General features: G+C 44.8%; 14 protein-coding genes. 1 reads left to right on the top strand and 13 read right to left on the bottom strand.

Annotation, left to right across the window (positions count from 1 at the left end; translation table 11 throughout):
• Positions 1–336: 336 nt before the first annotated feature.
• Complete coding sequence (locus CAG69_RS17030) at positions 337–2,757, bottom strand: ATP-binding protein (RefSeq protein ID WP_161445315.1); 2,421 nt, start codon at positions 2,755–2,757, stop codon at positions 337–339.
• Positions 2,758–2,810: 53 nt separating this feature from the next.
• Here CAG69_RS17030 and CAG69_RS17035 point away from each other — a divergent pair, with 53 nt between their 5' ends.
• Entirely contained in the window at positions 2,811–3,422 is a 612-nt protein-coding gene (locus tag CAG69_RS17035; RefSeq protein ID WP_005378278.1) for a YecA/YgfB family protein, read from the top strand.
• 73 nt (positions 3,423–3,495) lie between these two features.
• On the opposite strand, the gene CAG69_RS17040 is transcribed toward CAG69_RS17035, so the two are convergent.
• The 12 genes from CAG69_RS17040 to ybgC all read right to left on the bottom strand — a co-directional run bounded on the left by CAG69_RS17040 (position 3,496) and on the right by ybgC (position 13,465).
• A complete protein-coding gene (locus tag CAG69_RS17040; RefSeq protein ID WP_161445317.1) occupies positions 3,496–4,662 on the bottom strand; it encodes a glutathionylspermidine synthase family protein in 1,167 nt (388 codons plus the stop codon).
• 8 nt (positions 4,663–4,670) lie between these two features.
• Positions 4,671–5,240: a DUF1190 domain-containing protein gene (locus CAG69_RS17045; RefSeq protein ID WP_104971479.1), complete on the bottom strand. Its 570-nt coding sequence runs from the start codon at positions 5,238–5,240 to the stop codon at positions 4,671–4,673.
• Positions 5,241–5,248: 8 nt separating this feature from the next.
• Positions 5,249–5,665, bottom strand: a complete 417-nt coding sequence (locus CAG69_RS17050) for a DUF350 domain-containing protein (RefSeq protein ID WP_005390766.1) — start codon at positions 5,663–5,665, stop codon at positions 5,249–5,251.
• Entirely contained in the window at positions 5,665–6,708 is a 1,044-nt protein-coding gene (locus tag CAG69_RS17055) for a potassium channel protein (protein ID WP_152812468.1), read from the bottom strand. Before CAG69_RS17055 ends, CAG69_RS17050 begins: the two co-directional genes overlap by 1 nt.
• A gap of 118 nt (positions 6,709–6,826) precedes the next feature.
• On the bottom strand, positions 6,827–7,888 hold the full coding sequence (nadA, locus tag CAG69_RS17060) for a quinolinate synthase NadA (RefSeq protein WP_005390762.1): 1,062 nt from the start codon (positions 7,886–7,888) through the stop codon (positions 6,827–6,829).
• Between the two features lie 253 nt (positions 7,889–8,141).
• The gene (gene ybgF / locus CAG69_RS17065; RefSeq protein WP_006742904.1) at positions 8,142–8,894 is read right to left on the bottom strand and encodes a tol-pal system protein YbgF; all 753 of its coding nucleotides are present in this window, start codon (positions 8,892–8,894) and stop codon (positions 8,142–8,144) included.
• Between the two features lie 15 nt (positions 8,895–8,909).
• Entirely contained in the window at positions 8,910–9,434 is a 525-nt protein-coding gene (gene pal, locus CAG69_RS17070; RefSeq protein ID WP_005378293.1) for a peptidoglycan-associated lipoprotein Pal, read from the bottom strand.
• A 30-nt stretch (positions 9,435–9,464) separates the two neighbouring features.
• Positions 9,465–10,817: a Tol-Pal system beta propeller repeat protein TolB gene (tolB, locus tag CAG69_RS17075; RefSeq protein WP_161445319.1), complete on the bottom strand. Its 1,353-nt coding sequence runs from the start codon at positions 10,815–10,817 to the stop codon at positions 9,465–9,467.
• A gap of 12 nt (positions 10,818–10,829) precedes the next feature.
• Positions 10,830–11,897: a cell envelope integrity protein TolA gene (gene tolA / locus CAG69_RS17080; RefSeq protein WP_161445321.1), complete on the bottom strand. Its 1,068-nt coding sequence runs from the start codon at positions 11,895–11,897 to the stop codon at positions 10,830–10,832.
• A 13-nt stretch (positions 11,898–11,910) separates the two neighbouring features.
• Positions 11,911–12,354: an ExbD/TolR family protein gene (locus CAG69_RS17085; RefSeq protein WP_005378298.1), complete on the bottom strand. Its 444-nt coding sequence runs from the start codon at positions 12,352–12,354 to the stop codon at positions 11,911–11,913.
• Positions 12,355–12,357: 3 nt separating this feature from the next.
• Complete coding sequence (tolQ, locus tag CAG69_RS17090; RefSeq protein ID WP_161445322.1) at positions 12,358–13,056, bottom strand: protein TolQ; 699 nt, start codon at positions 13,054–13,056, stop codon at positions 12,358–12,360.
• Positions 13,046–13,465, bottom strand: a complete 420-nt coding sequence (gene ybgC, locus CAG69_RS17095) for a tol-pal system-associated acyl-CoA thioesterase (protein WP_012841975.1) — start codon at positions 13,463–13,465, stop codon at positions 13,046–13,048. Before ybgC ends, tolQ begins: the two co-directional genes overlap by 11 nt.
• Between the last annotated feature and the right edge of the window lie 18 nt (positions 13,466–13,483).

Genomic DNA, 13,483 nt, shown 5'->3' on the forward strand with positions numbered 1-13,483 from the left:
ACTAACAACTAAACACGCTTAAAATGACGTAAAAATGGTAGAAAAATACGGATTTAACTTACACAAAAAGTGGGATAAGTGATTGTTTGGATGGAGGGTTAGGATTAAGTTCGGGGAATAAACGATCATTCTAATAACTTATGCTACTGAGTTGTAAAAATTCAGAGTATTCCCGATGTGAGCGCAACTGAGAGCCGCACCGTTTCTCTTATGACAGAATCCAACAGCAGCGCTAAGCTCATTGAAAGTAAGGAAAAAACAGACGATTCAGCTAAGGTTAGGTATGAAGAGTAAAGACAATTCATGATTGCGTTGAATCGCGCTATATGGATTAAGCTATGATGATGCGAGCAAGAGCGTTAATGTGTCGATATCATCTTGGTTTGGAGACTGCTGACGCTTTAAGTTACGCCTTATTCGCTCGGCAACTAAAGAAACGTCTTTATTAGCATCTGGGGTGACTTGAGCAATAATCGCTGAAATAGCCTCTAGCGCTTCGTTGAGATGACCATTATCTAGAGCAACATAGAAGTTTAGTAGCCACTTTTCCGCATCAAGGATATCCGTTGTATTATCACCAAAGTCCGACTGGTATTGGTATAACCGTGCTGCGTGGAGATATAACGCATCATTTAATTCAGACTCCACAATTGGTTTCGCAATTATGTGGTCGGCTCCTACATTTATCATGCGCTCTTGTGTTTCTTTGAATACATCCGCTGTGCAGCCAAAGATCAGTACCGACTTTACAGGCGAACTCATCGCTCGAATGGCTGATATCGCCCCAACACCATCAAGAACAGGCATATGATTGTCCATTAATATCAAATCAAATGACTGAACGGCCACCTCATCGACGGCAAGCTGACCATTTTCAACACTTGTGCACTCAAAGCCTTTGGCTCTTAGGAAAGTTTCCATAATGATTGCATTTGTTCGGTTGTCTTCGACAATGAGCGCTTTCAAACCTTTGCAATTCAGCTTATGTGCATTGACTGCTTCCACTTTCCCAGGCTCACAAGGCGTAAGCGCGATCTCGACGGTAAAGGTTGTCCCGACATTCTCTTGACTCTGCACAATCACATGCCCTCCCATATGCTCGGCAATTTCTTTTACTATCGCCAAACCAAGCCCTGTACCACCAAACCGCCTAGTCGTCGAGGACTCCGCTTGTTCAAAAGGACGGAAAATGCGTTTTTGCGCTTCTTGAGAAATACCGATACCCGTATCTTTCACCGCGAGAATAAGCTTGGTATCTGCCTTGCTCGATTTCTCGGTCAGCTCTACCTCTACGATGCCTCGGTCGGTGAACTTGACAGCGTTGTTTAGTAGGTTAAACAATACTTGGCGCAGACGGGCTTTGTCATTGTTGTACCAGCGCCCTGTTGGTAAATGAGACACGACTCTAAAACGAAGGCCTTTTTCTGCACATAGTGTTTGATAAACACTTTTTATGCTGCCGATGATCGACTCAATTGGGAAAGGCGTATTTTCGAATTCAACATGTCCTTGCTCAATTTTTGAGTAATCTAAAATCTCATTAAGTAACGTCATCATATGATCACCTGAGTCATAAAGTGTTCTCAGGTGCTTACGTTGATCATCGGTGAGTGGCGTTTTTAACAATATCTGAGCGGTTCCTAATACACCGTTCATTGGCGTACGAATCTCATGGGATAATGTGGCTAAAAATGCCGTTTTAGCGTTCGTCGAAGCCTGGGCTTTTATTCTCTCTTGCTCTAGATAGATGGTTTTTTCATTGAACTTCTCGATGAGCTGTCCAATTTCATCTTCGCTATCGTAGTCAATGTCTATGATCCCGCCAGTTTTCGAGTCATCAATCTTAGCCGCAATACGGACAATCGGTTCGACAATGTAACGATTCAGCAAGTAATACCCGACCAGTACACACAAGAGTAAGAATGGAATGATCCTCCCCTCAACACTCATGACTTGTTCAAACACTTGATCAGCTACTTTAGCTTTCGCGTTGACAACTTCCATCCGCCAATCAAACTCTCCGAAATCAAGCTCACTGACATAAATTTCGTCTGTTAGTTGGAAGTTGTGCTCAATAATCACGTTCGAGTCAGCATCGCGAACCACCACACCTAAAGAATGCAGGTTCGTGTGCTCTCGAATAAACTGAAAAAGTGCATCAAGTGATAAGTCTACCGTTACAACGCCAGCGAATTGACCGTTTTGATAATATGGGGAAGACGCAGTAATCATCTGAACCTGAGTAAAAGTGTCGATATAAACCGTAGACCAACTCACAGAACCAACTGGCGCGTCAGCAGCTGCCTTATACCATGGTTCATTATCATAGCCGCCAGATTCAGGATTATTGTAGGAGTGAATTTGGTCAATACCGCCATCACTGTTTTTGTTGAAGAATAGGCTTTTATATCGCCATTGTTCAGCTTTGAGTTCTGGTTTAGGCCATACGCCACCACTGACGAGCATCTCATCACTCAATTGGAGAATATGCGGAATTGTCGTGTTGAGAGATTGAATATTTTCAGTCCCCTGGGCGAGTCCTGCAAGGCTACTCAATACACCGGTAGAGCTAAGGAGAGGCTCTTTAATCTCTAGAGCAAGCAGTTGGGTGCGTAACTCTAGGTTTTGCTCTAGCTTTTGCCTAACCGGAGGCTCGACAACCAAATAGGCAACAGAACCAATCGTTGCGATAAAGAAACACAGGTACAGTGTCAGGGCGAGAATGCTTTTTTTTCTAAGTGATGAGCGAATTTCCATAGATGTCTGTGAATCATTCCCTAATATCGATTTATCACAAATTGATTGGTAAGATGAGCGCAATCAACCAGCCCATTAACAAATGGTATTCTATTTTGAAACTACAAGACATCCTTTCTCTCCCAGAACTTGACGGTAAACTACTAAACCTAGCAAAAACTCAAGGCTTTGTAACAGCGATGGCTGCAGCGCCAAACGTATTAATGCCTCAAGAGTGGTTGCCATTCTTATGGGGTGGAGAAGAAACAGCGCCATTTACTGACGGTGAACAACTAGAGCAATACATTGACGAGATTGTACAAATGTGGAACCAAACTCGTCCCGCTCTCCTAGAAGGCACTTGGCAGTGGCCTGCAGGGTGCGCGCTAGATGAGCAAGACATTGTAACAAGTCAGGCTCGCGATTTCTGTGAAGGTGTATTACAAGGTTGGCAACTTGCTCGTGATGACTGGGAAACGCTAATGCCAGAGGACAGCGAAGATAATGCTCTGCTCGGCGGTGTTTTGCTTTCTCTTACGATGCTTTACGATCCAGAAACGACCATTGAAACGTTGGCAGAACAAGGCATGGAAGGCTTAGAACAGTTTGAAGAGATCTTCAATGCCATGCCAGTGATGCTATGTGGTCTTACTCAGCGCGGTGTTGCATTAGCTGAAGAACAATAAGACACAACGCTGTCGACCATCAAGATTGAACCGCTGAATAGACAAAAGCTCTCTGGATGGAGAGCTTTTTTGATCATGTTAAAATCACATGTGGAATATATCGCGCCATATCTTGCGTGACTAAGCTAGTGTCTTCCCGAATCGAAATCCCAGCGGCTCTATCGTTGACTAGCCAGCTGCCAATTAATGTATAGCTTTGCCCAAACTTGGGTAACGGATGATACTGCTGGACGATATTGAATTTAGATTCATAAGGCCCTGCTGTTTTGAGTATGCGTTTCCCACCTTTGACGATCTCAATATTCGCGCCTTCTCGAGAAAATAGTGGCTTGATGACATAATCTCTCATAGTGTTCGCTTTTGAATCGTTAGCAAAATAAGCGGGCAAAAGGTTCGGGTGGTTAGGAAAGCGCTCCCACAATAACGGTAAAAGTGCTTTGTTGGATAGAATCGACTTCCACATGGGTTCTAACCAATTCACTTTCGCGGTCGCTAGGTATTTCGCATATTCCTCTTCAAACATAAACTCCCACGGATAAAGCTTGAACATCCAACGAATCGCTCTGTCATCTGCATCCACAAACAGACCATCTTCCGTCGCACCAATATCTTCGACATAAACAAACGCCGTCGCTAACCCAGCTTCGCGCGCGCAATCTTCTAAATACTGGACAGTCCCTTTATCTTCTTCAGTGTACTTGCAGCAGCTAAAGTGAAGGGTTTGCCCGGGTTGATATTTGGCTATCTCGGAAAAACGCTCAATCAAAAAGTCTTGAAGAATGTTGAATTGATCCGCGCTCTGGTGAATTAGACCTTTATTTACAACATCCTCTAACCACACCCACTGCCAAAAACCCGTTTCAAACAGGCTGGTCGGCGTATCCGCATTGTTTTCCAGTAACTTAGCTGGCGAAGTTCCGTTGTATGCAAAATCCAGACGCGAATAGAGCGAGGGTTCATTTCGGTGCCACGAAGAAGCGACCTGCTCCCACATAAATTCAGGGATCGCACATTGCGTCAGCAACCGCTCACTACGAACCACCTCGTCCACAATAGCCAGACACATCTGATGCAGCTCTTCAGTGGGTGCTTCAATATCGTTCTCTATTTGCTCAAGCGTGAATTGATAGTAAGCACTCTCATCCCAATACGGTTGGTCATACATGGAATGGAAGCCAAAACCAAACTGGCGTGCTAACTCACGCCAGTTTTCGCGCTCTTGTATTTCTCGTCGAAACATAGTGCTTATTAACCGCCTCGGCTGACCGATACCGCTTTACCAAACCCGCCTCGAGACATCGCTCTACCAATAGTTCCGCCACCACGTTTATTTAGGTTACTGGTCGCAACCTTCGTCGGCTGATTACGATAGGAACCAAAAAATTGTCCCGCACCATTATAGAATTTGGATTTATAGCGATACATTGGTTCAGAGTAATAGCTCTTGTTGTAACCTTTCAAACCGCTCAGTGCGCGACTGTAAAAGAAGCCCCCAAAGTGAGGCACATAAGCTCGGGAACTGGAACTGTAGTAACAATCGTCTTCGTAAAAATCATTTTCACATTCGAACTCATTGTTGTAGCGAGGGGCATTTCGTTCGGCGCGAGCCAAAGCTTCTTGATAAGCAATATCGCACTGCTCACTGAACTCTGGCGAGTTTGATTTGCATTCATCAGCGTCAGAAAAAATGTAGCCTTCGGTTTTCGATTCTTGTGTCGCCAAGAAGAAAATACCGCCAAAAGCAGCAAAGGGAATAATTTTCCCAAGCTTTAAACTTTTGTCCATGGAAGAACGTTTAACGTTAGAACTCCGCTTCATCGTTCCTCCTAGTACGTCATACAAGCGGCATTTAATACGCCGACCGATATAGAAACAGCGGCTAATACAATACCGGCGGGCAGCTCATCTTTTTCGATACGCTCAGTCACTTTTGGAAGTAAAACAAAACGTACAATCGCAAATGCAATGATCTGCGCCAGCATTGCAACAACGCCCCATACCATAAAATCGACAATGTTGACTGAGTTTTTTGCCGCCCCCGAAATCGCAATACAATAACCAAGAAATGCGCCACTTAGTGCAATCGCTGCCGCTGTATTTTGCTTTTCTTTGATCAGGTGCCATTCATCGTAAGGCGTAAGCTTGACGTAGATGAACTTAAACGCCAAAACGAAAATAATAGAAACAGAAAAATAGAGTAAAAAGTTGGGAAAACCTGCTAACAGGTCAGCAATCATGTGCATTATTGTTCCTTGTTCATTTCTTTCCATGCAAAATCTTCAATACGTTCATCTGCAATGTAAAACAGCTTGGTACTCGGTGGTACTTCTGCATCTAAATCTGGGTTGAGTTGGATACCATGGCCAATGTCAAAAGCAATTAGCGTGGCATGATGACGCCTTTTGAGAAAAACAAAGAGACTCTCAACAGTAGTTACTGGCAGCCTTTCAGGATAAATAACCGAGTATTGAGTCATGCCTCGTGTTGAAGCTAATAGCTCTTGGTGAAGTGCACTTGAGCCTGGATCTACCGCCGCTTTTGCCAACATTTCTGCGCCAACAGCAGGTATGCATTCCGCTTTAGGACAGTGTTGACTTAAAAGACGGCCTAACGCCTCATCTTTAAAGTAAGCGACCAAATGTGCGGAAGGATTCACAGAAGCGCAGTACAGCGCGGCTGACAGCGTGATATCGTCCGAGAGGTTATCAACAATAACGCAAGCTGCTTCAGCAATATTGGCGTTTTTCATCTCTTGCGAATCCGTGTAGCTGGTCACTTTGATAAAACTGATCTCGCCTGGCAACGGGTTTTCTATTTCTGAACGGCTGCATAAAACAATCGGACGCTTCCCCTCTTCTTCATGTTGTAACATGCGAATAAGGTGCATCGTTCTCGATCCATTCCAACCCAACAATACAATATGGTTTTCCACTCTTACTCTCCGTTTTCCTAAAATACCCGCTCGCCAGTAATCCATCGCTGCTCCAGCGACACGTCCCAATAATGCAGCGAATAGGCTCAAGCCGCCTGGGATCACAAACAGTACAACAACCCATTTACCCAAATCTGTCACTGGAGAATGATCGCCATAACCCACCGTACTCGCCGTAACCATAAGGTAATAGATAAAGTTAGAGAAGCTGTCTGTTAATGCGGTTTCACCAGCGAGAACGAGCAGTCCCCATGAAAGGCTCACATACAAGCCACTAAAGATGAGAAGACTTCGGTTGCTCAATTTAAAAAGGTGTGAACTAAGCCACTTTTTAACTATTAACCACACCGCCATAAATTTATGACCTCGATATTCATTGATTACATCAATAGTAACTCATTGATAGTAAGACACAAAAAAACCAGCCATATTCGGCTGGTTTTTGAGATTTACTTTCAGTTACGCCTACTTTTTAAGCATTACCTTTCACTTGCATATTTAGCTGCTCAGCAAAGTCCAACATACGATTTAACGGAATGAGCGATTTAACACGCAATTCTTCATCAACAAAGATCTCGTGTTCTTCACCGCCTTCACTAAGCGCTTTCTCTATCGCTTTCAAACCGTTCATTGCCATCCAAGGGCAGTGTGCACAGCTACGGCATGTTGCGCCAGCACCTGCGGTTGGAGCTTCGATAAGTTCTTTCTCTGGCACAAGTTGCTGCATTTTAAAGAAAATGCCTTTGTCTGTCGCAACGATCATTTGTTTGTGAGGAAGCGCTTTCGCTGCTTTGATCAGCTGACTCGTTGAGCCAACGGCATCGGCAAGTTCGACCACGCTTGCTGGTGACTCAGGATGAACCAAAATAGCCGCATCTGGATACACGCTCTTCATTTTGCGTAGCGCATCAGCAGAGAACTCATCATGAACCACACACTCACCTTGCCATAGCAGCATGTCTGCGCCAGTTTTATTAGCGATGTACGACCCTAGGTGACGGTCTGGTCCCCAGATGATTGGCTTGTCTTCAGCGTCTAAGTGTTCCACGATTTCAAGCGCAATGCTTGATGTAACGACCCAATCGGCACGAGCTTTAACTGCGGCAGACGTATTTGCATAAACCACAACCGTGTGATCAGGGTGAGCATCACAGAACTCACTGAACTTATCCGCTGGACAGCCAAGATCGAGCGAACATTCCGCTTCCAACGTTGGCATTAGAATTCGCTTTTCTGGTGTTAGGATTTTGGCCGACTCGCCCATAAAGCGAACACCGCCAATGATCAGTGTGCTTGCAGGATGACGATTACCAAACTTCGCCATTTCCAACGAGTCACCAACAAAACCACCCGTTTCTTCCGCTAGGGCTTGAATCTCAGGATCGGTATAGTAGTGCGCGATAAGTACCGCATCCTTTTCTTTTAGCAGCTTTTTAATGCGCTCAATGTAAGATGCTTTTTCTTCTTCGCTTAATGGAACTGGTTTCGGTGGGAATGGGTAAACAGTGTCGATTTTATCTAATATATGGCTCATTGCTCTTGCTCTACGCAACTTCCTTTAATCAGAGTATTGTAACCTCGTTAATTTTCAAAAACCAACTTGTCGCGGGGATTTCTAGCTATCTAGCCGTATATCTTTGTTACAGGTAGCATTTCTGATTGAAAGGATCCGTTGCAAGATGGGGATAAAAGGCTCGATGCCATTCCTCTCGATTTATTCGATCACCACCGATAAAGAAACGGAAAAGAAAAAGGAAGCCGAAGCTTCCTTTTTAAAACATAACGTCTTACAGCTTAGAGCTGGCAAGTTTTGCAGATGCACTACCTGGGTATTCATCAACCACTTGTTGGTAGTACTTTTTCGCTTGAGCTGCATTGTTATTACGCTCAGCGATTTCACCTAACTTGAGCAAAGCATCGGCTCGCTTATTGGAGTCTTTATAAGACACCACCGCAGCAAAGCTCTTTACAGCATCCTTGTCCTGCTTCTTAGCGAAGTACAATTGGCCTAGCCAATAGTGAGAATTCGCTGAGTATGTGGAGTCAGGATAATCTTTCTGGAACTGCTGGAACGCTGCAATTGCGCCAGTGTAGTCACGTTTCTTGAGAATGAGGTCGACTGCATTCTGATATGCCGTTTGCTCATCAACATTTGGTGTGTACTGACCACCTGTTTTAGCCGGTTTCGCTTCTTGCGCTGGCGCGGATTTGATTTCTCCACGCACACGATCCAGCTCGACAAACAACTCACGTTGACGTTGCAACATTTGTTTCATTTCGTAGCTATTTCGCTCTAATTGACCACGCAATTCACTGATCTCTTGTGACATTTGGTCAATTTGCTGTTGCATTTGGAGCTGAACACGATTGCGGTTTTGGAGCAAACGTTCTAGACGCTCTACTTCCGTTTCAGATGAACGGCTCTTAGAGACGGATGATGTGCTGTTGAGATCGGATACTGGAGCTGGTGCAGCGAACGCAAAGTTCGCTGCACTTGCCAGTAACGTAAGCGCAACAGCGCGCTTAGTGTTACTGAACATGAGGATTACCTCGAATTAGTATACTAGAACCGCGCGACGGTTCTTAGCGTAAACTTCATCTGATTGACCTAGAAGAAGTGGCTTCTCTTCACCGTAGCTAACGATTGAGATTTGGTCAGCTTGAACACCTAGTGCTTGCAGGTAGTTAGCTACTGCTTGTGCACGACGCTCACCAAGAGCGATGTTGTACTCAGGAGTACCACGCTCATCAGCGTGACCTTCGATAGTTACGTTAAGAGCTGGGTTCTTGCTTAAGTAAGAAGCATGAGCTGCAAGCATCTCTTCGTAATCTGCTGCAATTGTTGAGTTATCAAAAGCAAAGTAGATTGTTTGAGTTTCGCGTAGCGCTTGCTCTTTTAGCTCTTGCTCTGTTAGCTGACCGCTTTGATCAATTGGCGTAGCTACTGTTGTTTCAACTGCGCCATTGTTGTTTGTTGCTGCACCAGTGTTAGAAGCAGCGTCGTCGCTTGAACTACACGCTGTAACAGCCATTACAGGAAGCGCGATTAGTAGCCCTTTTAGAACCTTGTTCAGTTGCATCTTATTTTCCTTTATTAATCAAACTTATTACTACAAAAACGGTGACCATGCAGGCGCTCTAACACGCCCATTTGTTGCCGGTAATCTAGCTTTGAATCGACCATCAATTGACACCATCGATAGTACGTTTTTCTTGTTGTAAATCGAGCTATACACAACCATGCCACCGTTTGGGGCAATACTAGGAGACTCATCAAGCAAGGTCTTAGTTAAGACTTGAAGAGCACCAGTTTCCAAATCTTGTTTCGCCAAGTTAAATCCTGCGTTACTGCGGTTCACCATTACTAGGAATCGCCCATCAGGAGTAATCTGGCCACCCAAATTTTGGCTGCCTTGCCAAGTCAAACGGTCAATAGAACCGCTGCCCAAATTTACTTGATAAATCTGTGGTTTACCACCCCTATCCGATGTGAAAATCAACGATTTTCCATCTGGATGCCAGAACGGTTCAGTATTATTTGATCTGCCACGCGTAATTTGCGTCAGCTTGCGAGTGTTAAGATCGAACGTGTAAACATGAAGCGAGCCTGTCTTAGAGAGAACAATCGCTAACTTATTGCCGTCAGGCGAAAATCTTGGCGCACCATTATGACGTGGGTATGAAGTAATCTTCTCACGCTCACCGGTGTAGATGTTCATGATAAAGATTTCTGCTTGACCATTTTGGAAGCTAACATACGCAAGCTTTTTACCATCTGGCGACCATGCTGGTGACATTAATGGTTGCTTAGAACGTAAAACCAAGCGCTCGTTGTAACCATCGTAATCAGCCACACGAAGTTGGTAAGGGAAACGGTCTTTATCATTCACCACCACGTATGCAATACGGGTCATGAAGGCGCCACGATCACCCGTTAACTGCTCATACACCAAATCAGAGATGCGGTGAGCGTACTCACGCATGCGAGGGCCTTGAACGGTCGCGACCTTATTGAACAGCACATGATCTTTTGACAGTACTAATTCGCCATCGCTACCAAGCGCTTTACTTTTTCCACCCGTTAGCTGGCCACGCACAATATCAACAAGTTGATAGTTGATAACGTAATCACCTTGAGCGTTTTGTTTGATTGAGCCAGTCAGCAGAGCATCTACACCTAAATTAGTCCAGGCGTCAAAATTGACTTCTGATTCGCTGAACGGAGTTTGTGGCATCTTGCTCGTTGGAACAGGGCTGAACTTACCACTGCGTTGCAAATCCGAGGCAATAACAGCAGAAATATCCGTTGGAAGCGCTTGAGTGCCCTCCCACTTAAACGGAACAACAGCAATTGGTCGTGCTGAATCAATACCATCGGTAATGACCAACTCTAATGCGGCATTCACCACATTTGTCATACTGCTAAACAGTACAAACATTCCTAGTAAAAGGCGTCTAATCACTTCTTATTCCTTTTAGTCCAAAGCAACAGTTATGTTGATGTCTTTTAGTCTTTCGTTTACCGCAGCTTCTGAAGATTTAGGGAACGTCCCTACCTGAGCTATCGCTCGCTTCGCCGCTGCACATACTCGAGTATCGCCACTCAAAACGGTAACACCAGAGACCATCATATCAGTTCCTGTCGGAATCAATTTGATGTTTACCCTACACTCCTTTCCCAGCAAGTAGTCATCCTTAATCAACTTTTGCTGAATATTTTGAGTATAGATGGATGACATTCGAGAAAGTTCATCGTCAATAAATTGATTTCGAGCAGCACTATTTTTACTAACCTCATCCTCAAGGCCTGCAAAAATATCATCTAACGCGGCTTCTTGCGCTTTACGCTCACGCTCGGCACGCTCAGCTGCTTCTCTCGCTTTACGCTCTCGCTCCGCTGCCTCTTTTGCCGCTTTCTCTTTTGCAATGCGCTCTTGTTCAGCTTTTTCAGCAGCTTCACGCTCACGACGTGCTTTTTCTTCCGCTTCTTTTGCTGCTTTTTCACGAGCCAAACGTTCTTGCTCAGCTTTTGCTATAGCCGCTTCTTTTGCTAAACGCTGCTGCTCAGCTTTACGCACGGCTTCTTCTTTTTCCTTGCGCTCTTTTTCTAGCTTAGCAGCTCGCTCTTTTTCTTTGCGAACACGTTCTTCTTCCTGCTTGCGCTCTTGCTCTTTTTTCTTACGCGCAGCTTCTGCTTCTCGTGCCGCTTGAGCATCTTTCGCTTGCTGCTCTTTCAACTTGCGAATTTGCTCTTCTTCAGCTTTGCGGTTTTTCTCTAGCTGCTCCGCTTCGCGTCTCAGTTTATCAAGACGCTCTTGTTCTTTTTTTGCTGCCTTTTCGCGTTGCTGGCGAATTTCTTTCGCTTGTTGCTGCACAAGTTTTGGATCGATGACAACAGCTTGAACCATTTGCCCTGTAGGCTCTGGTTTAGACATGTTGAAGTCCGTCCCCCAAAGCAGGGCTGCAACGAGAATTGCATGCAAACCAACCGATATTGCTATCGGTTTGGCGTATTGGTTGGGTTTCTTCTTGTGATCTTTCATAGATAATTGATGTCTATTCCCTGATATCGGTCATTAGACCTACCTTAGGGATACCAGCTCGACTTAGTTCATCTAGCAATAGAACAACATCGGCATATGGTGTTGCCGCGTCGCCACCTACCGCAACTGGTGAATCCGGCTTAACCTCTCGCTCCGCTTTCACTCGCACAATAACATCTTGCAACGACAAACCTCGCTGAACTTCTTCATCATTTACGCTTAGGCCTAAATTACCCTCGCTATCAATTTCGATGATAATAAAGCTACTGTCAGTCTCGCCAGCAAGGTCTTGCATAGATTCTGCGGTCGATGTTTTCGGAAGATCAACGTCGACGCCTTGAGTCACAAATGGAGCGGTCGCCATAAAAATGATCAACAGTACGAGCATTACGTCAATGTACGGAACAACGTTGATCTCCGCTGTCATTTTTCGCTTTTTAGGTTGATAACCCGCCATGCTTTATTCCTTATCCGCGCTGTCTCGGCCAGCCATCGCTTGACGATGAAGGATGCTATGGAATTCTTCAGAGAATGTTGCGTAAGTGTGCTCTAGTTTGCTCACTTTATTGCTTAGGCGGTTGTAGGCCATTACAGCCGGAATAGCCGCAAATAGACCCATCGCTGTCGCGATCAATGCCTCGGCGATACCCGGTGCAACCATAGACAACGTAGCTTGTTTTACTTCTCCCAACGCAATAAAAGCGTGCATGATGCCCCAAACGGTACCAAATAGGCCGATGTAAGGACTGATAGAACCGATTGTCGCTAAGAACGGTAAGCTTGTTTCTAGTTCATCAACTTCACGAGAGACAGCAACGCGCATTGCGCGGCCAGTGCCTTCCATGATGTACGCTGGTGAGTTTGCGTTGCTCTTACGTAGACGAGCAAACTCCGTGAAACCTGCGTAAAAAATTTCTTCTGTGCCTTCAATCTCGTCTTTACGCGCTTTTACTTTTTGGTAAAGCTGAGAAAGATCAGTACCCGACCAGAATTTGTCTTCAAACTGCTCTGCATTCTTTGACGCTTGAGAAAGCACTTTGCTGCGCTTGATGATCATTGCCCATGACACAATTGACATGCCAAGCAACGTCAGCATCACAAGCTTTACCAACAGACTGGCCTGAAGAAAGAGATCTAAAATGGAAATATCAGCAGTCACTATTTGTTAGCTCCGAATTTATAAAGGTTGGAATAGCTATTGGTTTCATTTTCTTATTATCGATACATGCTACCTTAACAGAGGCCTTGCACAATATCTTGCCTTGATCATTGACCAACTCTTGACAGAATTGCAGGGAAGCACGTTTTATTTCTGACACTCGGGTTAATACTGTCAAATGCTCGTCCAGCCTTGCACCTTGGTTGAAATCAATATCCATGTGTCGGACAACAAAGCCGATATTTTGTTCCAATAACACATGTTGAGAAATGCCTTTAGCACGTAACATTTCTGTCCGCGCGCGCTCAAAGAATTTTAGATAATTAGAATGATATACAACGCCGCCCGCATCGGTGTCTTCATAGTACACGGTGATCGGCCAGCGAAAGAGATTTGATGTGCCTTGCAAGGGAGTCCCAATATATTC

It is taken from the genome of Vibrio sp. V43_P6S15P86 (assembly GCF_009904725.1).
In the GTDB taxonomy this organism is placed as follows: Bacteria; Pseudomonadota; Gammaproteobacteria; order Enterobacterales; family Vibrionaceae; genus Vibrio; species Vibrio diabolicus.

Excerpts from the sequence above, each read along its gene's own strand:
- CAG69_RS17030 (WP_161445315.1), bottom strand. The coding sequence starts at position 2,757 with ATGGAAATTCGCTCATCACTTAGAAAAAAAAGCATTCTCGCCCTGACA.
- CAG69_RS17035 (WP_005378278.1), top strand. The coding sequence starts at position 2,811 with ATGAGCGCAATCAACCAGCCCATTAACAAATGGTATTCTATTTTGAAA.
- CAG69_RS17040 (WP_161445317.1), bottom strand. The coding sequence starts at position 4,662 with ATGTTTCGACGAGAAATACAAGAGCGCGAAAACTGGCGTGAGTTAGCA.
- CAG69_RS17045 (WP_104971479.1), bottom strand. The coding sequence starts at position 5,240 with ATGAAGCGGAGTTCTAACGTTAAACGTTCTTCCATGGACAAAAGTTTA.
- CAG69_RS17050 (WP_005390766.1), bottom strand. The coding sequence starts at position 5,665 with ATGCACATGATTGCTGACCTGTTAGCAGGTTTTCCCAACTTTTTACTC.
- CAG69_RS17055 (WP_152812468.1), bottom strand. The coding sequence starts at position 6,708 with ATGGCGGTGTGGTTAATAGTTAAAAAGTGGCTTAGTTCACACCTTTTT.
- nadA (WP_005390762.1), bottom strand. The coding sequence starts at position 7,888 with ATGAGCCATATATTAGATAAAATCGACACTGTTTACCCATTCCCACCG.
- ybgF (WP_006742904.1), bottom strand. The coding sequence starts at position 8,894 with ATGTTCAGTAACACTAAGCGCGCTGTTGCGCTTACGTTACTGGCAAGT.
- pal (WP_005378293.1), bottom strand. The coding sequence starts at position 9,434 with ATGCAACTGAACAAGGTTCTAAAAGGGCTACTAATCGCGCTTCCTGTA.
- tolA (WP_161445321.1), bottom strand. The coding sequence starts at position 11,897 with ATGAAAGATCACAAGAAGAAACCCAACCAATACGCCAAACCGATAGCA.
- CAG69_RS17085 (WP_005378298.1), bottom strand. The coding sequence starts at position 12,354 with ATGGCGGGTTATCAACCTAAAAAGCGAAAAATGACAGCGGAGATCAAC.